The 24,891-nt window shown below is 40.2% G+C and carries 23 protein-coding genes; all 23 read right to left on the bottom strand.

Annotated features, from left to right (window positions below):
• Positions 1-5: 5 nt before the first annotated feature.
• The 23 genes from AC1Z3S_RS01870 to AC1Z3S_RS01760 all read right to left on the bottom strand — a co-directional run bounded on the left by AC1Z3S_RS01870 (position 6) and on the right by AC1Z3S_RS01760 (position 24,880).
• Positions 6-932 (bottom strand): transketolase family protein, encoded by a 927-nt coding sequence (locus AC1Z3S_RS01870; protein WP_461738932.1) that lies wholly within the window; start codon positions 930-932, stop codon positions 6-8.
• Entirely contained in the window at positions 929-1,759 is an 831-nt protein-coding gene (locus AC1Z3S_RS01865; protein ID WP_461738931.1) for a transketolase, read from the bottom strand. Before AC1Z3S_RS01865 ends, AC1Z3S_RS01870 begins: the two co-directional genes overlap by 4 nt.
• The gene (locus AC1Z3S_RS01860; RefSeq protein ID WP_461738930.1) at positions 1,756-3,168 is read right to left on the bottom strand and encodes an L-fucose/L-arabinose isomerase family protein; all 1,413 of its coding nucleotides are present in this window, start codon (positions 3,166-3,168) and stop codon (positions 1,756-1,758) included. The genes AC1Z3S_RS01865 and AC1Z3S_RS01860 overlap by 4 nt, the downstream gene beginning before the upstream one ends.
• A gap of 13 nt (positions 3,169-3,181) precedes the next feature.
• A complete protein-coding gene (locus AC1Z3S_RS01855) occupies positions 3,182-3,496 on the bottom strand; it encodes a PTS sugar transporter subunit IIB (RefSeq protein WP_461738929.1) in 315 nt (104 codons plus the stop codon).
• 226 nt (positions 3,497-3,722) lie between these two features.
• On the bottom strand, positions 3,723-4,742 hold the full coding sequence (locus AC1Z3S_RS01850; RefSeq protein ID WP_461739415.1) for a LacI family DNA-binding transcriptional regulator: 1,020 nt from the start codon (positions 4,740-4,742) through the stop codon (positions 3,723-3,725).
• A 352-nt stretch (positions 4,743-5,094) separates the two neighbouring features.
• Positions 5,095-5,742, bottom strand: a complete 648-nt coding sequence (locus AC1Z3S_RS01845) for a FusB/FusC family EF-G-binding protein (RefSeq protein WP_461737129.1) — start codon at positions 5,740-5,742, stop codon at positions 5,095-5,097.
• A 160-nt stretch (positions 5,743-5,902) separates the two neighbouring features.
• The gene (locus tag AC1Z3S_RS01840; RefSeq protein ID WP_461738928.1) at positions 5,903-6,538 is read right to left on the bottom strand and encodes an endonuclease III domain-containing protein; all 636 of its coding nucleotides are present in this window, start codon (positions 6,536-6,538) and stop codon (positions 5,903-5,905) included.
• A gap of 392 nt (positions 6,539-6,930) precedes the next feature.
• Positions 6,931-7,581, bottom strand: a complete 651-nt coding sequence (locus tag AC1Z3S_RS01835; RefSeq protein WP_461738927.1) for a CBS domain-containing protein — start codon at positions 7,579-7,581, stop codon at positions 6,931-6,933.
• Positions 7,582-7,584: 3 nt separating this feature from the next.
• Complete coding sequence (locus AC1Z3S_RS01830; protein ID WP_461737132.1) at positions 7,585-8,286, bottom strand: ABC transporter ATP-binding protein; 702 nt, start codon at positions 8,284-8,286, stop codon at positions 7,585-7,587.
• The gene (locus tag AC1Z3S_RS01825; protein ID WP_461738926.1) at positions 8,286-9,062 is read right to left on the bottom strand and encodes an ABC transporter ATP-binding protein; all 777 of its coding nucleotides are present in this window, start codon (positions 9,060-9,062) and stop codon (positions 8,286-8,288) included. The genes AC1Z3S_RS01830 and AC1Z3S_RS01825 overlap by 1 nt, the downstream gene beginning before the upstream one ends.
• Positions 9,062-10,018 (bottom strand): branched-chain amino acid ABC transporter permease, encoded by a 957-nt coding sequence (locus AC1Z3S_RS01820; protein ID WP_461738925.1) that lies wholly within the window; start codon positions 10,016-10,018, stop codon positions 9,062-9,064. Before AC1Z3S_RS01820 ends, AC1Z3S_RS01825 begins: the two co-directional genes overlap by 1 nt.
• 9 nt (positions 10,019-10,027) lie before the next feature.
• Complete coding sequence (locus AC1Z3S_RS01815; protein ID WP_461738924.1) at positions 10,028-10,906, bottom strand: branched-chain amino acid ABC transporter permease; 879 nt, start codon at positions 10,904-10,906, stop codon at positions 10,028-10,030.
• A gap of 108 nt (positions 10,907-11,014) precedes the next feature.
• Positions 11,015-12,223, bottom strand: coding sequence for an ABC transporter substrate-binding protein (locus tag AC1Z3S_RS01810; protein WP_461738923.1), 1,209 nt, complete (start codon positions 12,221-12,223; stop codon positions 11,015-11,017).
• Positions 12,224-12,476: 253 nt separating this feature from the next.
• A complete protein-coding gene (locus AC1Z3S_RS01805; protein ID WP_461738922.1) occupies positions 12,477-13,418 on the bottom strand; it encodes a glycosyltransferase family 2 protein in 942 nt (313 codons plus the stop codon).
• Positions 13,419-13,460: 42 nt separating this feature from the next.
• Complete coding sequence (locus AC1Z3S_RS01800) at positions 13,461-15,038, bottom strand: hypothetical protein (RefSeq protein ID WP_461738921.1); 1,578 nt, start codon at positions 15,036-15,038, stop codon at positions 13,461-13,463.
• 716 nt (positions 15,039-15,754) lie between these two features.
• A complete protein-coding gene (locus AC1Z3S_RS01795) occupies positions 15,755-18,373 on the bottom strand; it encodes a YfhO family protein (RefSeq protein ID WP_461738920.1) in 2,619 nt (872 codons plus the stop codon).
• 23 nt (positions 18,374-18,396) lie between these two features.
• Positions 18,397-19,068: a signal peptidase I gene (gene lepB / locus AC1Z3S_RS01790; RefSeq protein WP_461738919.1), complete on the bottom strand. Its 672-nt coding sequence runs from the start codon at positions 19,066-19,068 to the stop codon at positions 18,397-18,399.
• A gap of 11 nt (positions 19,069-19,079) precedes the next feature.
• Positions 19,080-19,736 carry a hypothetical protein gene (locus AC1Z3S_RS01785; RefSeq protein WP_461738918.1) on the bottom strand — a complete coding sequence of 219 codons (657 nt, stop codon included), beginning with the start codon at positions 19,734-19,736 and terminating at the stop codon, positions 19,080-19,082.
• Positions 19,737-19,757: 21 nt separating this feature from the next.
• The gene (locus AC1Z3S_RS01780) at positions 19,758-20,846 is read right to left on the bottom strand and encodes a WxL protein host-binding domain-containing protein (RefSeq protein ID WP_461738917.1); all 1,089 of its coding nucleotides are present in this window, start codon (positions 20,844-20,846) and stop codon (positions 19,758-19,760) included.
• An 85-nt stretch (positions 20,847-20,931) separates the two neighbouring features.
• On the bottom strand, positions 20,932-21,711 hold the full coding sequence (locus tag AC1Z3S_RS01775) for a WxL domain-containing protein (RefSeq protein WP_461738916.1): 780 nt from the start codon (positions 21,709-21,711) through the stop codon (positions 20,932-20,934).
• Positions 21,712-21,741: 30 nt separating this feature from the next.
• Complete coding sequence (locus AC1Z3S_RS01770; RefSeq protein ID WP_461738915.1) at positions 21,742-22,494, bottom strand: WxL domain-containing protein; 753 nt, start codon at positions 22,492-22,494, stop codon at positions 21,742-21,744.
• A complete protein-coding gene (locus AC1Z3S_RS01765) occupies positions 22,491-22,859 on the bottom strand; it encodes an LPXTG cell wall anchor domain-containing protein (protein WP_483548161.1) in 369 nt (122 codons plus the stop codon). Before AC1Z3S_RS01765 ends, AC1Z3S_RS01770 begins: the two co-directional genes overlap by 4 nt.
• 14 nt (positions 22,860-22,873) lie before the next feature.
• Positions 22,874-24,880: a WxL domain-containing protein gene (locus AC1Z3S_RS01760; RefSeq protein ID WP_461738913.1), complete on the bottom strand. Its 2,007-nt coding sequence runs from the start codon at positions 24,878-24,880 to the stop codon at positions 22,874-22,876.
• Between the last annotated feature and the right edge of the window lie 11 nt (positions 24,881-24,891).

Below are 24,891 nucleotides of genomic sequence, written 5' to 3'. Positions count from 1 at the left end.
ATCTCCTAAAATTTTTGAACTGCTTCAGCAATCTTGCTGCCAGTGAGTCCGTAATATTCAAAGACTTCCTTTGAATCTCCGGTGATTAATTCTTCATCCGGTAAAGCAATAATTTTTTGTCTAATATCGGTTAATTCACACAACGTTTCCGCTACGGCTGAACCAAGGCCACCATATGGACTGTGTTCCTCTACTGTGATAATTTTTTTCGTTTTGCTAGCGGATTGAATGATAGTTGCGGCATCAAAAGGTTTTAATGAATGCACATTGATGACCTCAGCAGCAATCCCGGCCGCTGCTAAAATTTCAGCGGCGTCTAATACTTGGCGGACTGTTTCACCGATGCCCACCAAAGTGACGTCTTGGCCTTCACGCATTACCACCGCTTTGCCAATCTCAAAGCCATAATCATCTGATGTATAGCAATCAGCAACTGGATTGCGGCCAATTCGAATATAGGCCGGTTGATGACTTTTAGCGAGAGCTTTCATCATAGCTGCCGTTTCAAAACGGTCAGCCGGCGCTAATACTTGTAAATTAGGAATCGCCCGTGTCACGGCGAAATCTTGTAGCGAATGATGGCTCATGCCTAGAGCGCCGTAACTGACGCCGCCGCTGATGCCAACTAATTTGACATTGGTATCAGAATACGCCACGTCAACTTTGACCTGCTCGATGCTGCGCATACTGAGGAATGCAGCCGGTGATGTGACAAATGGTCGTTTGCCAGAATGAGCTAAGCCTGCTGCAATGCCGACAATATTTTGTTCGGCAATACCCACTTCAACTAATTGCTCAGGCAATTGATTGGCAAATTCAGTCATTGAAGCAGACCCTCGTGAGTCGCTCGTCAACACCACTAAATCAGGATTTTTTTTACCTTCTTCAATTAAAACATCACACATCGCTTGGCGATTGGGAATTGTATTCATTTTAACGCCTCCAATTGCTGATCAAATTCGGCCATCGCCTGTTGATATTGCTCGTCAGTCGGCACTTTGTGATGCCAGCCGGCTTGATTTTCTGCAAAGGACACGCCCTTACCTTTAATCGTGTTGGCGATAATCATTTTCGGTTTGTCGCCATTTTCATCAGAGTCAAAGGCGGCTAATAATTCCGCCATATTATTACCATCAACTTCAATCACATGCCAGCCAAATGCCTGCCATTTTTCTTTCAGAGGTTCTGAGTTCATAACATCAACGGTCTTACCAGAAATTTGCAAGCCGTTGTGGTCAATGATGGCCGTCAAATTTTTCAATTTGTAATTAGCGGCCGCCATCGCCGCTTCCCAGACGGAGCCTTCCGCTAATTCGCCATCCCCCATCAAGGTATAAGTTTTATAATTTTTTTGATCCATTTTACCGGCTAAGGCAATGCCGGTGGAAACAGCCAAGCCATGACCCAAGGAGCCTGTATTCATTTCGATACCATCCACTTGATTATTGGGATGGCCAATCAAACGGGATTTGAATTGAGAAAAAGTTTTTAATTCAGCTTCATCAATAAAGCCCTTCGCTGCCAAAGTTGTCCACAAAATTTCAACAGCGTGGCCCTTACTTTGAATGTAGCGATCACGATCAGGATTCTCAGGATTTTTGGCGTCTACATTTAACACTTGAAAATACAAAGCCGTTAAAATATCGGCACAGGATAAATCAGAGCCGGTGTGGCCAGTTTTCCCTTCATAAACTAATTGGAACGTCCGCTTACGCAGCTCAACAGCTTTTTTTTCTAACGCCTTCACATCAGCGGTCATACAGTATCTCCCCTTAAGTAAGCCTTGACATCTTCTTCAATCGGATCATAGAAGTCCGGTGCCACGCCTAAATATTTACACGCTTCATATAAAATCGGCACAACATTTTTTCTGACAGCCGCCACATGGTGAATGTAAGGCCCTTCGACAAATTTAAATTCCATGCGATTCAGGTTTTCAAATTCCAAATACAGATAAGTTCCTTGATTATAAGGGCCATCTGTTCCATTGGCCGTCCCCATTAAAAGAGAATACTCGCCGTTATCACCGTCAAAACGGCATAAGGTATATTCATCTTTAATGGCTCTAAAGGCAACTGAGCCAGGATAATCAAACACAAAATGACGCGGCGGTAAAATCGGTTTAGTCTCAGCTGTTTGATAAGCAAAGACACCTAAGTGCTGCAATAATTCGGCATTTTCATTTTCTGGATGGCGACAGTTAACATCAGCGAAGATAGCCCGATGCTCGCCTAAAGAAGCGGCCTCCACCAATAATTCTGAAATAGCCCCGTGAACATCAGTCTCACAGACAAAGGGAATTCCTTCCTCCTGCAGTAAAGACAGCGAAGCATAAGGCAAAATCCCAATTAAATCCTGTAAAGCCGTCCAGCACTGAATCACACCGGCATTACAACCATATTTTTCACAGAGACTTTGCAAGGCTACTTTTAAAGCTGCTACCATTTCTAATTGTTCAGCGGTAATTTGCACTTCCGTATTTTCCGCAAAATAATCAATCGTCTGTTGGACTGCCGGATAATTTTCTGCCTTCACCCGCTTGATTTCCTCCATTAATTCCGGCAATGGAATCGGAGAGAGTTGGATGTTAAACCGTTCCAATAATTCACCTTCATTACAGATAACCGTCCAAAAATCAAAAGGTCTTGGTCCCACTTGTAAAATGCGGGTATTGTTAAAAGTTTTCACGACATTACAGACTTTGATGAAATCTTGGACGCCTTGAGCAAAGGCTGCCGAATCAATTTCTGAATTTTTAATATAAGTAAATGGTACTTTGAAGCGGCGCAACACTTTGCCGATTGCAAACAGGCCGCATTGGGTATCTCTTAAACGGGAACCGTCTTCAGCCGGCGGTTCGTCCATTGGTCCCCAAAGCAATACCGGCACATCAAGTTTTTTTGCTAAACGAGCAACAGCGTATTCCGTCCCAAAATTTTCATTGGCGATAAACAATCCGTCAATTTTGGCGGCCTTAAATTTCTCAGCGGCTTTTTCAACACCTTGATCATCGTAAATGAGACCGTCTTCATTAATGTCTAAAATATCAACAAAGTTTATCTTCAATTCCTTGAGCTTTTCTCTTGTTAAATTTGCATATTCAATCGCCGCTTCAGCGCTGAATAAATTTCTGCGGGTTGGCGCAAAGCCAATCGTTACTTGATCCAAATTTTCCATCTCCTTATTTTGCCTGTCTGATAGTTAAACTTGCCATTAGTTGATTCACAATATTTTCAGTGTTCATTTTTTGATAATCCTGATTCTTCATTAACAGGATTGGCTTATCCGGATAAACGCTTTCAACCTTTTTGAAATTAAAACGGGCATGGGGGCTCAATAAAATCACATCCATCTGCTGACCTTTTGAAAAAACATCGGCAATCGGGGCCGCTAATAATTCCGCTTTCAAATTCCGTGCAGATAATTCGTTTTGAAGTTTATGGAGGAGCACTGCTGTCGAGACACCTGCTACACAAAAGACACCAATTTTCAACACAAATTATCACATCCTTTTCGGTTACATTTTTTTGTAACCCTTTACTTGATGAACTAAGAATACCATCACTAAATTTATTTTGCAATATAAAACTAAAAATTTATCTAAAAAATTTAGTTGAAATTTTGTAAAATAATTTTCTAGTAGATTTTCGTGACAATAAAAAAGCTGTACAACCAGCGCTAGAATCTGGTTGCACAGCTTATAAATAGCAATGAATTAATCTTTAATCTACTAAAATTTTTTGAACGCTTTGCCGTTCAACAATCGAAGTACCAACTAAAATTTTTAGTGACGAACTCGTTTGGCCATCAATTTTAAAAATTAAGCGTTGAATTCCCTGCTTACCCAAGTTGACTTTATCAACTTTGATGGTCGTTAATGGCGGATTACAAAATTCCGATAGAGGAATATCATCAAAACCGACAATCGATAATTGCTCTTTAAGGCCATATTCCTCAATGGCCCGCATTGCACCGATAGCAATATTATCATTCACTGCAAAAAAGGCTGTTGGTAATGTAGCTTTTTCTGCTAAACAAGCTGCTAAAAAGTTTTTCATATCATGGTAGGCCCCTTCAAGAGTCGGCTCCACCAAAGCTTCCATCTCTTCATAAAAAATCAAGCCGTAGTCGTTGATGGCTTGAATAAAGCCCTGTTTACGTTCCCGGAAATTATTAATTTGAAAAGCCGAATTGATAATGCCGATTTTTTTATGACCATTGCGGATTAATAATTCGACAATCTCATAGGCACTGTCGGCATTGTTAATGGCGACAAAATCATGCTGCTGGGTGCGAAAGACTGTATCTAAGAAGACCACCGGTTTATTTAGTTGAGAAAATTTTTCTAAATCATCCTTCTCCAGCTCGGTACCTAAAACGAGGACACCGCTGGCTTCTTGATTTAAAACATCCGCAAGATCATCGTCGGCTCCCATGTCCACATGATTAATTGACAGCTCATAGCCAAGACTGCGGCATTCCATTTCAATACCTCTAATCAATTCAGAAAAAAAAGGCGTGTCTCCCACGACATTTCGCTGATTATTTAAAATCACTAGACGGATTTTTAACTCACGGCTCTCGCGATTTTCCTTCTGGCGAAAATAGCCCATGTCCGTTGCAATTTGAATAATAGCCTGTTTTTTTTCTTCGCTGATTCCCTTGCGATTATTTAAAGCATTGGAGACAGTCCCGCTGGAGACGCCAGCCTTTTTTGCGATATCTGAAATTAAAACTTTCATCTTCTTCACCTCTACTGCTCCATTGTAGCAAATTATTTTTATAGCGGCTATATTTTAGCTAAAAACAACTAAATTTTTTAGTGATTTTTATTTTTGTATCTTGGCTGACAAAATGCTTAAAAATCAAAAAGATGGTTGCAATACACGTTAATCCAGCAATGATTTTTTCCGAACAACATTCTCTAAGAATTACAAAATTGTGTAATTTTGCGCCATAGCTCACTAAATCTTCAGAAGACATGTGCTTTCTATCTCGCAACCTTACGGAGCACAAAGATAGAGATACTATTATTCGAATATTTCATTGTAGAAAACTTGTATCACAGCCATCTTTGAAAAAGGCTAATTATCTTTATTTACTCTCCTGCATCTTCACAACAAACTCATGGAGCGGCGCTAATTCAAACAGTTGTCGATTGCATTGGTCACTGTCGACACAGATGTAATTGCCTTTTTTGGTGTAGGTGCCATCACCACCGGATTTTGTGGTGGCTAAAAACATCGCAACATTGCTGACATGATTGCAAATCGTGCAGACATTTTGCAAAACATTCGGAGAAAAGCTGCCGTATATGCCCGTCAACCGCTGATCTTGATAGAGCATCAGATATTTTCTTTGACTGCCGGGATCATTCCAACCAATATAGGTATGCTCTTTTAAATCCAGTTTATCCAAAATCGGCACATGCAGTTTTTTGACTTTGCGAAAAACCTTCTCAACTTGCTTATTGCTAGGCGTCTCAAAGGGAATAACGATGGCCTTCAAATCTTCTAAATAGGCTTGCGCTTTGGCTTTGGATAAGGTCTTGTCCAAAATAAATTCTTTAAGAGCTTCAATTTCAGCAAATTTTTCTGGAAAAATCTGATCAATGCGCTCAAAAATCAGGCTTTGCATTGTCGCAACAGTTTTCAAATCACTCACTGATTGATAAACATTTATTAAATCATCCACCTGCTTTTTTAAAGCAAAGTATTGATGAGGATAGATTTCAGTTTTCATTGGGTTTCCTCTTTTCTGTGGTAGACTGCCGCAGGAAACACCTTCAGCAGCCTTATTTTTCTTTTAGCAACTTGGCCAACTTGATCGATACAGACCGTACCATATGACCACCCCCTTTATTATCTTGTCTTACTATAGCACAATTCAAAGAAAACAAAAGCTAATCCGCTACCAACCAACTTTCATCCATTTCCTTTTGACCGCGAAAATGCTTGCCGTGAACATCAATCACCGCATGCCATTCTTGACACAATTTCACATCGACATCAGCCTCCGCCACCAAAGGCATAAAATCTTGCCGCAACTCACGATAAGTTTTATACGGGCCAAAGCCTAAACGATTAAACAATCGCAGCGCATATTGATCTGCAATGAAGACCTTACGCTTAAAAACATACAAAAGACTGGCATCAGCTGTCTCCTCACCGATACCTTTAATCGCCAACAGCTGTTTGCGCAAATCTTCAGTAGCAACATTCTCAAAGGCTGCTAAGTCGCCACCCTGCTCAAGATAGAAGGCCATAATATTTTTAATATATTGGCTTTTACTTTTAAAAAAGCCCGCTGGACGAATCAACTCCTGCAATTCTTCCATAGGCATATTTAGAAGCAACTGGGCATCAAATTGCCCGGCTAAATTAGTTAGTGCTCGATCTGCGTTGGCAGAAGTCGTCTGTTGGATTAAAATCATTGACACCCAATCTTGAATAAAATTTTCACTGGACCACCAGTCCTGCCTTCCATAATAGGCGACTAAATTATCCAAAACCCGCCGCTTCTCTTGATTTGTCTTCATAGCTAACTCCTTGTCCATCCTCTTTTCTTAATCATAGCTGAGGACACGTTGAATGCCAATCAACTCGCTTTGGTTAATTTTAGATAATTTTTCTAAAGGGAACTTTTTGTAAGTTAAGGTAACGGCTTGTAGAAGTAATTTGTAGGAATTTGATTTTTAGATTTTAGTTCGTTGATAAAATGGGCTGGTTGGCCTGCAGTTAACACTGCTAATTTTTCAGCAATCTCCGCAATTTCTTACAGTTAATTCGTTTTATAATCTGTTGGCTCTAAAATACACTTAACTCTTCTTAAACCAAAGAACCCATCGATAACCACCGATGGGTAAGCAAGTTATTATTGGATCCATTTCAATTCATCAATACACCCAACTAAAATAGGCCAAAAGAAAAACTACTGATGATTATTCGTCAAAACAGCACTTAAGACTGTATAACCAGCCATTTCAAATACCTGCTGCAGTTCGTCTGTACTGCGGGATTCGATTTGCAATTCGATAATTGTTGACAGTTCCATCGGATTGACGACAATTGTAGCAATGCTGTAATTTTTTTCGGCTAACAGACTAGTGATGGCCGCTAAGACACCGGCATGATCATCGGTAATCTGCAGTGTAATTCTTGTTCCACCGGCGTTATAGCCGGTGATTTTTAAAAAGGCGTCAAAAATATCATTGTTGGTGATGATTCCCACCAACTGCGTGCCATCACAGACCGGTAGCACATTGATATTGTTTTCCCGCATTTCATAAATCGCATCTTCTAGTAGCGCGTCTGGCGTCGTGGTTTTCACGTGTTTAACCATCACATCGCCAACGGTGGTTTTATTTAGCAAATAATTCATTTCGTAGACACTTAAGCTGGTGGCCTTTGAAGGTGTCGCCTCCGCAATGGTGCCTTCGGTGATTAGACCGCTCAATTTACCATTATCAATCACCGGCAGGCGATGGATATCATGTTTTTTCATTAAATCAATTGCATCAAAAATTGGTGTAGTAGACGTGACCGTCACCACATCTTTGGTCATAAAATCCTGAACACTCATCGTTTACCCTCCTAAATAAGCTTTTCTAACTTCATCGCTGGCTAATAATTCTTCACCAGTCCCCGCCAAGACAATCCGTCCAGTTTCTAAAACATAACCCCGGTCGGCAATCGATAAAGCCATTTTTGCATTTTGCTCAATCAATAAAATCGTCGTGCCCTGTTGTTGAATCTCTTGAATAATCGAAAAAATCTCCTTGATAAAGATTGGTGCTAAGCCCATTGACGGCTCATCTAACAATAGCAGTTTCGGTTTGGACATTAAGGCCCGCCCCATCGCCAGCATCTGCTGTTCACCACCAGATAGCGTCGAAGCGTCTTGGCTTAGACGCTCTTTTAATACAGGAAACTTTTGGTACACCTGCTCGTAATCTTCTTTGACACCGGCGTCTTTTCTGAGAAAAGCTCCCATTTCAAGATTTTCTTTCACAGTTAAACCGGGAAAGACATGACGTCCTTCAGGCACTTGCGATAAACCAGAGGCAACAATTTTTTGCGGGGCGGCTTTTTCGATAGCTTTGCCTTCAAATTCGACTTTTCCTTGAGAAGGTCGAATCAAACCAGAGATGGTCCGCAAGATTGTGGTCTTGCCGGCTCCATTGGCTCCGATTAACGAAACGATTTCTCCTTGGTTAACTTCAAAGGAGACGTCATGAATCGCTTGAATCACGCCATAATGCACAGCTAAATTTTCAACTTTCAGCATTAAATTTCCCCTCCTAAGTAAGCCTGAATTACCCGCGGATTATTTTTGATTTCCTCTGGGGTGCCGTGGGCAATCACTTGACCGTATTCCAATACATAGATCCGTTGGCAGACCTCCATTACCAAGCTCATATCATGCTCAATCAATAAAATCGTAATCCCAAAATCCTTTTGAATTTTGCGAATCAAATCGGTTAAATCCGCCGTTTCCTGCGGGTTCATACCAGCAGCCGGTTCATCTAGGAACAAAATTTTCGGTTCTGTCGCCAAGGCCCGCACAATTTCTAGGCGCCGCTGTTCTCCATAAGGTAAATTTTTAGCCAGCGTGTCGACCTTTTTATCCAATTCAAAAATTTGCAGCAGCTCATGCACTTTTTTCTCCATGCCGGCTTCTTTTTTATAGAAGGCCGGTAAACGGAAAATCGTACTGAAGAAGCCCTCTTGATTTTTGGCGTTCATGGCAATCAGCACATTGTCCATCACTGATAAGTCTTTAAACAGACGGATATTTTGAAAGGTCCGTGATAAACCCTTGCCGGCAATTTTATAAGGAGCAATGCCGTTTAAACGTTCTTCTTTGCCATTCACTTCAAAGAGCACGTCCCCTTCGCTTGGCTCATACACACCGGTTAACAGGTTAAACAAAGTTGTTTTCCCCGCTCCATTGGGGCCGATTAGACCAACTAGCTCGTTATTTTCCAGAGTCATATCCACATGGGAAACCGCCGTCAGACCGCCAAAATTTTTGGTTAAATGTTTGACTTCAAGTAACGCCATTACGCTTCCCCCTTTTTGGTGAACTTATTAAAGAGACGCTTAACAGAAAATTCCCATGTACCTAATAGCCCGCCTGGTTTGAAAATCATAATAATAATCAAGGCCAATGCGTAAATAATCATCCGCAGATTTCCGAAAGATTGCAGATACATATTCAAGACACCTAAGACGATGGCCGCTACCACCGCACCAGTGGTTGAACCAATGCCACCGAACACGACAATAATCAAAATATCAATTGATTTCATAAAGTCATAATCACTTGGGAAGACTGATTGTTGATAGCCAGTATAAAGACTGCCGGCTGCACTCGCCATCATTGCGCCGAGAACAAAGGCAATAACTTTATACTTGGTCGTATTTACACCCATTGACTCAGCAGCAATTTCATCCTCACGAATCGACAGTACCGCCCGCCCTGAACCAGAACGAATAAAGTTTGAGACTACTAAAATTGTCAACACTGCGAAAATAAAGACGACTTCCCAGCTGGTAAACAAAGCCAGTCCGAAAATCCCAGCAGGACCGTTAGTAACACTGCGCATATTGACAAGAAAAATTCGAATAATTTCTGACACACCTAACGTAGCAATCGCCAGATAATCACCTTTTAAACGCAGGGTCGGAATCCCAACCACTAGCGCAATTAATCCTGCGACCACCATTCCGATAACGAGTCCGCCATAAAAGTTGATATAAACTGGACTATAACGGGTCAAAATTGCAACGGCATAAGCGCCAATCGCCATAAAACCCGCATGGCCCAGTGAAAACTGACCGGAGTACCCAATAATTAAGTTCAGACTAACTGCTAAAATAATATTAATGCCGATATTCACAATAATCGCATCTAAAAATAAATTAACGAAACCAGTATTATAAGCAATAAAGATAACGATGTACGCGACCACGGCAATGGCCAACCAGATTGCATTGTATTTTAAATTCTTTTTCATTGCTGCCACCTACACTTTCTCTTTAATGTTTTTACCTAGAATCCCCGCTGGGCGAACCAGTAAAATGATAATCAAAATACCATAAACCACCGCATCTCGATAATCAGAGAAGCCCAGTGCTGTCGCGATAGTTTCAATCAAACCAATCGCAAAGCCCCCTAAGGCCGCTCCTGGAATAATACCAATTCCGCCGAACACCGCCGCAACGAAGGCCTTCAAACCTGGCACAACCCCCATCGTCGGTGTGATGGAATTATAATATAAGCCAATCAGCATCCCGCCAGCAGCTGCCAGTGCAGAACCTAAAGCAAAGGTAAAGGAAATCGTGCGGTTGACATTAATCCCCATCAGTTGTGCGGCATCCGGATCGACACTCACTGCCCGCATCGCTTTACCCATGCGGCTTTTTTTAATGATTAACTGAAGGACCAACATCAAGAAAACAGACGTGCCGAGAATTAATAATTGAATATTACTCACCTGCAAAAAGCCAAAGTTGAAGGTCTGACGTTCAATCGCCTGTGGAAAGGAACGAACATTGGCCGAGAAGAAGTAGATCATGATATTTTGCAGAAAATAAGAAACACCGATTGCTGTAATCAAAGCCGCAATTCTTGTGGACTTACGTAGAGGCCGGTAAGCCAGAAACTCAATCACCACACCTAAAATCGCACAGAAAAACATCGCCAAAATCATCGCCGGAAAGAAGCCGATATTAGTATAATTCAAGACAAAATACCCAACAAAACTACCTATCATATAAATTTCACCGTGGGCAAAGTTAATCAATTTAATAATGCCATAAACCATCGTATAGCCCAAAGCCAACAATGCATAGATACTGCCTAGAAATAATCCGTTGACTAATTGCTGAATCACGATTTCCATATTTTTTCACATCCAATAACTAATTTATGTAAGAGCTAAAGTGTTTTCTCCGTTAAACTGACAAAAACTGAGACACCCGAGAGCATCTCAGTCGCCAGATTCTATTTGTTAAGCAGGTTCAACTGTTTCAGCAGAGGTTTCTGCTCCATCGGTCAAACCAATGACTACAGCCGATTTTTCGGGATTGTGATCAGCATCGATGGTCATTGTACCTGTTACACCTTCAAAACCTTTTAATGAAGCCAAGCCTTCAGTGATGGCATTTGAATCAGCCGAGCCTTGATCTTCAATCGCTTGTTTAATCATGTAAACTGCATCGTAAGCCAATGCGTTGAAGGCAGAAGGTGTCGTGCTGTATTCTGCTTCAAAAGCTGAGATAAATGAGCTTACAGTATCATTCGCTGGTGCATTTGCCGAGAAGTGAGCTGTGTAATAAACATCCGTTACATTGCTAGCACCGGCGATATCCACCATCTGCGAATCACCAAAACCATCTGCTCCGATAATTGGTTGTGTGATGCCCATTTCCCGCGCTTGCTTGATGATTAGACCAGCTTCTGCATAGTAGCCAGGCACATACAAGACATCAAAATCTTGATTGGCAATATTGGTTAAAACTGTTTGGAAATCAGTATCGCCAGAGGTAAAGTTTTCCGATGAAACAATGTTGCCAGAAAATTCTGCTTCAAAGGCATCCGTCAAACCAATTGCATAATCACTTGAGTTATCTCCCAAGATGATAACATTCTCAGCGTTCAAAGTATCCTCTGCATATTGAGCCAAAACTGTTCCTTGGAAGCTATCTTGGAAACACGATCTAAAGGCGTATTCTTGAACAGAGCCGCTGTCACCCACTGTAATCGCATCGGCCGTTCCAGAAGGTGTCACAATCGGCACCTGTGCGCTAGTCGCATTTGGTAATGCGGACTGAACTGCTCCAGAAGTGGCTGGTCCGATAATTGCTACAACATCATCATTTTCCGTTAAGTTGGCCGTCACTGTCGCTGCCTCGGTATTATTAGAAGTATTATCATACTTCACGATTTCAATTTGCTTGCCGTCAATCCCGCCGTCTGCATTAATTTGCTCAACAGCTAAATCAATTCCTTGTTCCTCAGCAGTACCGTAAGCCGCTACTGCACCAGACAATTCTAAGTTAACACCAATTTTAATAGTATCTCCCGATTGAGCATTGCCGCCACTAGCACTCCCACTAGAATCAGCTGTTCCGCCACCACTACCGCTACTGGACGGTCCCGCACTACAACCTGCCAACAACGTCATACCCATAAACAAAAATGCCAATTTTTTCTTCATTTATAAATCCCCCTCTAATCTTCCTTTAATATTATGTGTATCAATATAACCAAAAATTTTGCCTCTGTCAACAAATATTCTGAAAATTCCATCAATTTTGATTATTCTTTTTTTGTAACCATTTTCTTTGTCAGAAACTATGGAACTTATTGTCTGAGAGTTTGGATTTTCGGCTCTGGTTGTCTAATTAATTGAATCAATAATGTGCGAACGAACTATTTAAACAACAATAATAGACCTTACTGAATTAAATTCATATTTTTTTTTCTATAAAATATTTAGGACGATGTTTCGTTTCCTTAAAAATCTTCCCAATATATTGTCCTACAATACTAATACTAAATAGCATAATACCGCCTAAAAACCACATGGAAATCATGAGCGAAGACCATCCCGGGACAACATCTCCATAAATTTTTTGAATAATTGTATAGATAAACAAAATTATGGAAACAAGTGTTGCAAAAATTCCAAAATAAAAGACTAGTGTCAGTGGAAAAGTTGAAAAAGAAGTAATGCCGTTTAAAGCAAAATTCACCATCTTTTTGAAAGGATACTTGCTGACTCCGGCTACCCGTTTTTTTCTCCTATAAAAAACCTGGGTTGAGCTAAATCCCATCAAAGGAATAAGACCTCTATAGAAGAGATTGTCTTCATGGTATGCAAGTAATGATTGTAGTGCTCTTTGACTTAGCAAGCGAAAATCTGCGTGATTAGGAATCATATCTACACCTAGTCTTTTCATAAGTCCATAAAAACTTTCTGCACTGACCTTCTTAAACCAACTGTCCGTATCCCGATTATTTCTAACACCATAAACAACATCGAACCCCGTGTTAAACCTCTCTAAAAACTTAGGTATAATGGCTACATCATCTTGTAGATCAGCATCTATGGTAATCGTACAGTCCGATTTTAAAGAGGCAGAAAGACCTGCTAGAAGAGCATTTTGGTGCCCAAAATTTCTGCTTAATTTGATACCATGAACATTTTTAAATTGATTAGAAAGCTGTTCAATCAATTTCCAAGTGGTATCTTTGCTGCCATCGTCAACATAAGTAATAAAACTGCAGCTATTTATCAAGCCTTTCTCAACCATTGTGTTCAAACATTGAGACAAGACTTCATTAGTTTTTAATAATGCTTCTTCTTCATTGTAACAAGGTACAATGATGGTCAGAACAGGTTTAGTCATAGATTATATATCTCCTAAGTAAATGATTGTCATTTTAAAGAACTATTTTTTTAACTCAAACAACCAATAGGTGTAATACCTCTGGTCCCTAGATTGCGAGTGTGACATTGCAACATCATAATTTTGTAAATAACCCAGTTCTTCTAAATCAGATTCAGAATAATCGTTCTGTGTTTCTATTACAAAAAACTCAACTCTTTTTTGAGTTATAGCTTCATTTTGACTGTTATAATTTTCAGAATAAACTGAATGATCAAGATTTTGTAGTTCAAAGTGTTTTTCTGTGGGCAATATGTCGGCGGCTAAATAAAAGCCACCGTCAAGAAACCCATAATTCAAGAGCGTTGGTGAACCACTCTTAGAATGCATATATTCAGAAAATAATTGTTGTGCAGTCTGATTAGGTTCATCAGAGTCCGTACGAACCGTTCTGTTATATGGGAATAAAAGCGACTCTTCGATATTAGAATTATTAGCTAAACAGATACAGGTAGATATGATAACTGCCAAAGGGATTATGACTGATGTGCTAAAATAAAAGATGCTTGACAAATCTTTATAGACCATTCCAAAGATTTTACCTAGTAATAATAGGCCAAATATAGAATAACAAGTAAAAAACAAAAAATAGTATTCATAAGTTCGCATACCAATGTACATAAAGCATCCTGTTGAAAAAACAATTAAGGAGAGCATCAGTCTAGCAGCAAAGTTTTTTGATAGAGATTTCAACATAAAAATGATTGGAAATATTGGTACTAAAAAAAATAGATTCAACAAATTGAATTTAATATTTGCAATCAGTTGACTCATTATAAAAATAATTCGTTGTGTGATAGTCACAGCTGCTTGATTATAAGAGCTACTATTAATAAATATATAGACATTGAAGAAGTCGTTTAAAGCACCATTCACTACAAAGTAAATGAACCAAGGTATCGTTCCAGTACAAAAGCCTAACGCTGAGAACAGCACTAGATGAAGTAGCTCATGAAAGTCTTTTTTTATTATTAAGTAGACTACCAGAAACAAATAGAAAGCTATCCAAGGTCCGAGTAGTGAGAATTTAGTAAGAAACACTATCGAAACAAATAACCCCTGTAAGAAATACACACGTTTATCAAATTTAATTATAGAACCAATTTTTAAAGAGTGGATTCTGGTTAAAACCTGATACATAAGTATTAACAGTAGAGGCATACAAAGCTCTTCAGCGCTCCCGCCTTGTCTAAAAAAGTAATAGTTTAAAATAAAGATAGGAAAGAATAAAGTTAAAATCAAACTTGTATTTTTGGGTAAATACAGTTTCAAAATCTTGAACACGCAGATTAAATTAGTTGCCATGGCTATACACTCTAAGAGATAAACCCCAAGAAAACTCTTTAACTTAAAAAAACTACTAATACCATAAACGAAGTACAGATACGGACCTTTTTGCTCGAAAATATCTTTATATGGCACTAAACCATTAAACATACTTTTACCGACTGTTAAAAAGGCATTTGCATCTACCCAATCATTAGTTGAAAATAATGGTGAGTTTTTGCTAAAAATAGCTAATAAAAAAATTGAAAAAAAAGCAAATTCCAGACCCCAGTTTTTTTCTAAAACCTTTTTCATTTTATATTCTCCCTTGAACATTTTTATCAAACAGTGCTCCTGATTAAGACACTTTCATAACTTTCATTTGTAAAAAATCAAACATTAGTCCAGTTTCAAACAAGCTTTTTTTTGAAATTAAGCGACTATTTCCTTTTCTTGATTTCCAATAGGTGAACAGTTGTACAATGCATATTTTGACGCTATAAGTTAGTTGATTGAGCGAAAGTTCTACTTCGACAATCTCGGCTTTATACTGGATTGCCACATTTAATTCTAGCCTTTTTTCAAATTACCTTTGACCCTTCCACAGTGTAATCTTTATCAAAAATCATGTAGTACTTGGCTAGTTCAAGCTGTTTCACCACTAGCAAAAGGGCATGGCGGCATTCACACCCACCATGTGAACAAGTGTCAAACTATTCGAAAATAGATACTGACTGTTAGTAGTAACAATTGAATACACTTTGTAAACATGCAAAAGACATTTTGCCCTACTGTTTTCTTTAATCCTCACTGAGGTCAGATAGGCAACTCTTTTTTGATATCCGATGTTTTCATTCTGTGTTATTTTCCAACATTTAAAAAAAAATCCCTCCTTCATAAGTACATGTCTTCTAGGACAATCAAGTTGTACCTGATGAGGAGGGGCTGTTTTTATATATTTTGAAAATACGGATAGAACAAAAGCTTCTCATTATTAATTTAGCTCAGTTACTTCATTGAAAAGTCCTTCGTTATGTCAATTGGCTGGTCCTCTTCTTTCTTTTTAGTAAGAACAAGGTCCCACCAAATCCGAGCAACGAAACTGCTGCAAGTCCCAAACCCAATTTCAATCCTTGGGGAAAGAACACTAGCTCAATCTGATTCTCCCCAGCAGTTAATGGTAAAGTCAAAAACGCTTCCTTAAAAAGTGGAATTTCAACTTTTTCACCATTGATGTAGGCCGTCCAGCCTTTATCATATGGAATTGTTGTGAACAAAACTTGGTCTGAGTCTACATCGACAGTACCCGTTACTTTGCTACCATCTACGTCTAAATCGACTCCTTTTCCGGCAATTTTTTCGTAACTAGAAACAAACCGTTCTTGATCGATTAGGACCATGTCTGGTTTCACCCATTCAAATTCTTGTTCCTCCCCCTCGTATATCAAGTTGCTAATTTCAATCGTAAACTCGATGGTTTCAGCATCGGAATAACTCCCAAGATTGTAGTATTGACCATCCATCTGAGAATTTCCAAACTCAGTATCACCTAGCTTTATTGTCAAGTAAGGATTACCAATGGAAACACGATTAGAAAAATAAGCGGAGAAATACGCCTGTTTGCCAGCTGGCACCTCTGCTCGATAGGTCAGCTCAATTGGTTCGTCAAAGTCATCCGGCACAAATTCCTGTAATACTGTCGTGTTTACGGTTTCTTCTGTGATGGTCACATTCTCGCTATCGACTAATTCCAATTCTTGAAAATCGAAAAGTGATTGATTGGTCTCGGCCAAATGATTAAACAACTGGGATTGATTTTCCACCGCATTGTCTCCGTAAATGCCATCATCTGTTAAAATTCCTAATGGCAGCACATACTCATTCTCATACAAGCCCAACTCACCTTCCCTGGCAATCTCTTGATAGCCAAATTTCGAGAGTGGCTGATTGGATAAGTTATACTGAATTCCTAAAATACTATCCATCAGAATTGTATTGTTGGTATAACGGATATTTAAGTTCGTATCATGTGAGCGAAATCCTAAACCATCCAGATACGCCGAAGAATGCCGATTCCGAATCGAAGAAAACATCGAAACACCATGATACCCGTATAAGAAAGAATCATTTGGTGTGCTAGCTGTGAGATTCTCCATCCGGAAAAAACCGGGATGCTCTTCCTCGGCAATAGCCACAAGTTCAGAAGTTGAGTCATACGTCTCGGTAAACAGTTCTCTCGTGGCATAATTCCATTCAATCGCCACCCCACGAATAAGGCCAAATGCATTCACTCCCGCCTCGCCAACCATTACCAATGACAAGAGAATCCAGCCGATTTTCTTCCACTGAAACTTTTGATTCGCAACAATAATTCCGAGATAGACCAATAAAAAGCCAATCGTCCAAAGAAAATTATCCGAATACACAAAACTTTCCTCTTGGCGATCCATCCACAGCTTCACACCTGTAAACATGATAACAAGCACGATAATAATGCCACCCAGCTGTTCCCAATCCTCTTTTGTGACAACCTCTAACGCATACGCCGCCAGATTAATTAAAAGAAAGGAAAAAACAAAGCTAAACCGGAATAAAAACATGTTTGGCGCATGCATTCCCTGCCAAAGCAGATTCAACGGCTCTAAATAGAAGCTGAGCAAAATAACACCCAACAAAATACCAAAGGCCACTTTCAGTCGGTAGGAAATTTTTTTACTAATGAAGAAAAAGATGCCAAAAATAAGTGCTACTAGGCCAATCGAAATAAAAGGAATCGAGCCAAACTTGGTCGTATCATAGACACCGACAAAATTTTTCAGCAAAAGATCAAGCGGGCCAGTGGCATCCGTTAATAAATTAGAAATTTTGGTGAATGACTCCCCGTTTTGGGTTAAATCTAAAAAGACCGGCAAGAGAAAGGGCATAGCGGTACCGCCTGCCGCAAAGGCTGTCCCTAAATAGGGTAAAATAGTCGATTTCCGTTGTTTAAAATCAATGGCAATATAGGCGACTAAGTATAAAAAGCTAAACAGCCCCACCATAAAGGCCATATAAAAATTAGAGATAAACATCAGCACATAGCTGACAAAGAGTAATAGCGGCTTTTTCGTTTGAACTAGCCGATGAATCCCCCAAACAATCAAGGGTAGATAAATCAGTGCATCAAACCACATGATGATTTCTGAAGTAGCCACCGTAAAGGCCATTAAGGCATAGGCGACAGATAATCCCACCCGAATAGGCGCACCTAATTTGAAATTATAGCGACTATAGACAGAAAAACTCAGTCCCATCAAGCCAAATTTCAACAGGGTGTAAAAATATAAAAAATCAGGAATCTGATTGTTTTTAAAAAACAATACGAAGGGTGTAAAAATTCCGCTCAGATAATAACTCATAAAAGACCAATTATTGATTCCTAACGATCCTGACCAATTAAAGAGCAAAGACTCTCCATCTTTTATCATTCTGTTAAAAAAGGCATGAAAAACGGAATACTGTGAATAAGAATCACTTGCCATCACAGTTCGCTGACTGCCAGGATAAATACTCAAGATACTATACATTATCACCATAATGATGATAGGAATCAGAAAAGATAAGAGAAAGGCTGGTCCTTCCTTTTTTAAGTAGTGCGACACTTTTTTCATGAAAACCTCCTACAGCCACTTTTTTAAATGGAGCCGATTCTTTGCCAAGGATAAATCACCATTTCTACTACACCCGTAATATCAGTCGCTGCCACGAGACCAAACGTTCGGCTATCGAGACTAAAGGACCGATTATCCCCTAACACTAAATAGTAGCCTTCTGGAATTCGCGTGTAGTACTCCCCAGGTAAATCCCGCATAGTAAAATCTTCGGTTAGTTGAAACCCATCTCGATAGGCTTGTTGCAGCTCCTCGATTAGAAACCGCTCCGTAATTTGTCGACCATCCACCCACAGTTCATCGTCTAGATAACGGATTTCTTCTCCAGGCAACCCAATAATCCGTCGAACCAATTCTGTCTGACGATTAGGAACCCTGAAGGTAATAATCGAGAAGCGATCAACATCTGCATTTTTATTGACTACTAGACGATCATTCGCTTGAATCGAAGGACTCATGCCATAGCCGTCATTTCTTATTAGTCGAAAAAAAGAAAAGAAAACAACGGTAGCAAGGACTAGCGTGATTCCAATTGATACGAGTATCTCAATGGCTAGTCGTTTTCTCCGTTGCTTCTTTTGCTGTTTCAGCCATCGTTGTTTGGCAATTTTTTTGCTGACTTTTTTTCGTCTAACCCTCTTTTTAGGATGACTACTTCTTGCTTTTTTACCTTTATCTTGAATCGTTTTTTTCATAGCTAACCTCGCTAACTAGCCAACGAGGCTTGATCAATCCTGAAATATTCAAAGACTTTTTCTTGAGAGTTTTTTAAACGTTCAATATCCGAAAGATAACTTTTATTTTGTTCAGGAACCTGCAACTGTTGAATCGAAATTCCAGATAAATTTATCCCCAAGCGTTTCATCCTTTGAAACAAATCTGTTAGCAACAACTTCCCTTCCTGTGACAGGCGAGAATCTGGCGTTTCAGTTCCATAACTTGCCAAACGAGCTGCCACATCATAGATAGTAGCCTGCAACTCCTCCGGATTGTCCGTGGTAGTAGCCTCACCAATATTATTTTCAATTTCTTGGGTTAGCATGTAGCCCTGAACTAACGCATCCGAGTTATCTGTCGACAGCGTTGTCGCCTGATAGTAGCGAATATACAGGGAAACGGGCGTCAAGATGGCCCCTAAAATCAGAAAAATCAAAAAAAGTGTCCGAAAGCGTTTCTTCTTTTTTTCAATTTCACGACACGCCCTCCGCCAGCGCTTGATTCGCTTTTTAGCCGGGCGCTTTTTTTTTAACTTCTTTAAGCTTTTCCCATTCGCTATCCAACTAACCAAACAGAAAAGTGCAAAGAGTACACAAAGAATGGCAAGGGAAAGCATAATGATAAACAGCCAATCTAAAAATTCCACATGTTTGCCTCCTCGTGTTTGTTATTTTTTCTTTTTCTTACGACGATTCTTTTGCGCAGTGCGTTTCTTTTTGTTTACCATGCGAACAATAACGAAAATGATGGCAGCCACAATAACCACTCCGGCGACAATCATCGCGATCAAACGCCAATTAACCCCTGATTGCTGGACCAATGATAAGTCCGATTCATTGAATTCACTGGCCTGTTCTTCTGTGATGGTAAACGGTTCTGTCCATTCCCAACGTCCCCCGTCCTCCGTCGTCACAACTACATGAGCCCGATAATCTCCCGGCACCATTTCTTGGCTATTCAACGAAACTGGAAAATTGATTAACGTATTCGGTGCCATCCGCATATTGGTTTTGCGGGCATCATACAAGACTTCATCTGAATCCACCGTCATAATTTGAACTTCTGTCGACATCCCATTGACAAAAATCGGTGCAGTATTTGAGTAGCTGACAAAAATCGCGTTTTGATAATTATCTAAACCAGGATAGGTCTGGTTGTACTGCATATTTTGCTCGATACCATCTGTATTGCCTGTACTTAATAACATCCCCGTCATATAGGCAAACTTATTCAGAATCATCCCTTGTTGGTCGCTAGAAGCTGTTCCTTCATCTGTAATATCCTGCAAACGAATCCCACCAGCGATAAACCCTTCAAAGGAGGCATCCGGCATACTAATATTGATTTCTAATGGGACCATTGAATTAGCTGGAATCTCTACTTCCCCAGGTGCAGTGACAATATCCGCAAAGTCATAAGCCAATGAAGCATCATTTGGAATATCTGTATCAGAATATTCAATGACCCCACCACTATTGGTTTTCCCACCGTATAAGCCTACCGCAACTGTAATCGGCTTTGAAGAATCATTGCTTAAATTAATTAGAACCGTTTGTTGTTGTCCCGGTTCCATGGACAAATCAAAATAACCAGCTGTTGTATCCCGCTGATTATCCGGACGGACAACTTCAAAGCTAAATCCTCCGCCTGATTGATCCGCTGTACTACTCTCACTAGTAGCATAAGCGGGAGTTCCGCTAAAAATAAGAGTAATTATGTAAATAATTATGATTCCAATGACTGCTTTCTTTCGCATCTGTCTTCTCCTTAAAAAATTAACAAGAAATCACAGGAATGTGATTTCTTGTTAAACTTAGCTTACTTTACTTTTTACTTACAGATTAGTTTACATCCGCAATCGTCCAAGTTATTTCGGCATTGTAGACACCATCACGAACTGTTACACCTGGTTGACGGTGTAATGTTACAGCATCATACGTACCATCCGTAACAGAATCTTTGGTACCAAACATAATTTCAAAGGTACCAAAACCAGCATTAATGTTAGTCGCATCTCCAGCCCAGCGTACAACATCAACTGGGGCATCTGCTCTCACAACAGTAGAAGATGCGGTTGGTAATGCTCCAGTTGGAATATTATTTGCATATTCTGCATAAGAAGTAGTTAAACTAGCATCTTTAAATTCAATCGTTGAACCCGTTAACACGTTAGCTGCAGTTCCTGCGTTCGTAAACTGTGAGGTAATTTGTGCTTGAATTAAGTAATTATTCACAGGTACATCGGTCCGCACATCTTGGAACCGAACAAAGTGAGGCATAGAGATTTCGTTCCCACTGACTACTTCAGTAGTAGTAAATACTTTAGCATCGTAATCTGTTTCAGTTTCCAATGCTTGATGCACATCAAAATCAAGATCAGTAACAGAGATTATCCGTTGTTTACCTAAATCTGGATTTTGTGATGGTTCAACGATTTCTGGACCAGTAGAGTCATCTGGTGGACGGTTGGTTGGATTCGTCGTTTGTGTGCCGCCGGCGGTAAATTCAACTGTACCGCTTCCTGTCATACTTGATGCTGCATTGGTTTGTGCAGATAAAACCGCACCCGCTGCTACAGTAGCTAATAATGCTGCTCCAGCAATTTTGTGTGATCGTTTCATTGCTCTTCCTCCTAATTTTTCCCTTTTTTATTATGGCAACTCGGATAAAATCCAAGTTAGCTCCGTTTGATAAGCCTCGCCGGCAACTTTTTCAGTTTGACCAGGTACCGACAATTGTATTGCATTGTTTTGATACAACGGTTTGCCCAGTGTATCATGCAGAACTGGTGACCCGCTTGCGTTCATAATTGGGGCCAAATTGTCCGTAGAGTTCCCAAAAGAAATACTCCACGTCCCAGCCCCTTGACTGGTTTCCGCTGTCGCAATTGTCTGCGTCTCCCCCACACTCATGCGAATGATATCACTAAATAAAACTGGTTCTGCCGTAGTATCAGTCGATGCTGAACTTACCCAAGAATGATCAAAAGACAATTCTGCCCCGTTTAACTCTACTTGGTTTGACGTTCGGAATTGATATTCCTGACGAACACTTAAGGTCCAGCCACTACCTGTTCCCCGCACGTCGGTGATTTGAATAAATTGAGCCCGAGCACTGGTGTCCCCAGTAAAGTTCACTGCTTGCGGATAATAAACACTATCCTGACCAGTACTTGCTTGGGTTCTGAAATTTAAGCTCGGTACATAATCAAATCGCAATGGTCCTGTATTTTCCAACATGCCATCTTCTGGTGTCACGACGGTTCCCGGATTTTCTGGATCACGTATCGTCTGCGGTCCCTCCGTAAACGTTATGGTTCCATCTCCGGATTGACTAGAAGCTAAAACTGTCCCAGGAATGACCGCTAACAAAGCACATGGTATCAATAGCCATCGTTTTTTCATGAGTGGTCATCCCCCTTCTTCCGCCGTTTCCAGACAATCAAGAAGAGACCAATCACTAAGATTGCTATCCCAGCAATTATGACACCTTGACTAACTATTTCATTCGTCTGTGGCAGCTTTCCTCCTGTATCAGGAAGGGTGCCGCTGCTGCTAGTTGTTGTAGAAGTAGAAGTGGAACTTGACGTTGATGTTGTCGTTGTTTCTTCGAATGTAATCGTCCCGTTTGACGTCACTCGTTGAGATTGTTCACCTTGACCTGAGTTACTTGTTGCAGTCACCGGACTTGCCAGTGAGAACACCATCAGAAAAAATGTCAGAACAACAACAAGGAGTCTTACAGGAGTGGAAATTCTTTTCCCTTGCATTTTCAACATCCTTTCTATGGTGTATCACTTAATGTCCAGGTAATCTCTGCTTGGTAATCACCCAGTTGGCGAACAATTCCTGCAGGAACTTTTAGTTTAAAGCCAGATGTGTCCCCGCCCTTCCATTCACTACTGATGTTATAGGTGGTTTCGCCTGTTGCAATATTTCCAGACGCAATTAACTGATCTTCTGTAGTTAATGACTCATCACGACCTGTCCCATCTTGACGATAGTAATAGATAGCTTCAGGGAGTGTTTTACTTGTATCTACTTGTGATGTCATCACTTGAGTTAATTTGGCTTGCAAATACCAGTTTGACCGTGTGTCTCGAGTATCAGAAATAACTAAGTCATCATCGCTCCATGTTGGATCTTCAACTTCTACACCTCGAGTGACCTCTCTAAAACCAAAGTTAATCGTGGTTGGGCGGGTTAAGAGTGCTAATTGCCCTGTTGCGGTGTAAACAATCGTTTGACCATCAACAGTGATTGGCACTGCGGTTTCAAGTTCCCCAGCCGGCGTGGTTAATGTGACTGAAGCATAACCAGCTGCAATTAACTCGACCTTTTTATCTTTGACTAATTGATAAGGATCGTCTTCAGTTAGATTGATATCATCACCAATAAACACATCAGCTTGAATATCATAGGTGTTATCTTGCCCAACGGTTATTGTATCCAGAAGGGTCCCGCCATCACTCCTAAACTCAATAATAAGAGACGCATTCATATTGATGATGAAGATGTGTGTCGTGGCTGAAACACCTGTTATTCCGGTTGTACTATTTGGTGAAATAACTACCGGATAATCTGTTCCCATAGCCCAATTATCCTGATTTGCTAAATCACCTAAATCAGTAACTGTGAAATCAGTTGGGTCTGTCCAAGTAATGCGATCTCCATTTGAAACTGTCCAAGCGAGTAGATTAAGATTAGGAATATTCAATATATGATCTGATAGTCCTGTAGAATCCATTCCACTAATCTCAGAATATTCAATGTCAAATGGCGAATCAACTGTCATGCCAGACTGCTGATCATAGACAACTAATGTTGCGGTAATTGAACTTGTATTTGGTGTAGATAGCACTGTTGTGTTCCCAGCTTCGTCAACAACCAATTTACCATTGCTGTCATACTCTAATTCAGTAGCAAAGTCAGCGATATTAATCGTTATCTCTACACCATCTTCACCAGTTGCTGTGTCTAAATAACTGCTAATATCAAAACCATCAGGAAAAGTAATCGGATAGGTTTCCGCTGTCGAATCATCAACGCCTTTGTCAGTAATTAATTTAGCACCAGAATTTTCATCCTCTGCTACAAAATCACTGGCAGTAGGAGTAATTCCCTCACCAACATAAGTGTAATAAGTTTTCAGGGTTGCTTCAGGTCCAGTTTTGTCAACGACAATGTAGGTTTGCGTGTCTTCTTTACCCCATCTGAAACCACGTACTGTAATAATATCGCCGACATATAGAGTCATACCATCTGGAATCGCTAGAGCATAATCACCATCATCGTTAGATTCAGCATTATACATAAATCTTTCACCAGACAAATAATCATCTTGTCCCGAATCCTGAAGAGTTGTTAAAGGTGTACTAGTTGTTTCGCCTTTTCTGGTTAATGAGATTGCCAAGAACGAATTAGGATTTACCGTACCTGACACCTGACTCCCACTCAGATAATTTGGATTTTGAACATCTCCACCTTGATAATCTGAAACCTGATCAATCGTCACTTCAACGTGGGGCACCTGTTCATAGAGAATTCGATTAAAAGCTGCGGTTGAGTAATTAAGCTTAAAGTCAGCTGCAATATCTGGGTCGATACTGTTTACTGATGTTACAGATGAGCTTGCCCCACTGTACTGTATATTGGCATTGTAAATTGGTGCCCAGTAGTAATCTCTTCCACCAGTCCCAGCTACCGGATCAGGGGCGTTCAGAGATGGGTCTTTGTTGCCTTTATTCCATGCATAAACAATCTGAATATCTGCTACAAAATTTCCATTCATATTAATTAACT

Source organism: Enterococcus sp. LJL90, from assembly GCF_056924355.1.
Note: the sequence above shows the minus strand (reverse complement) of the source record. Positions and strands in the feature narration are given on the sequence as shown.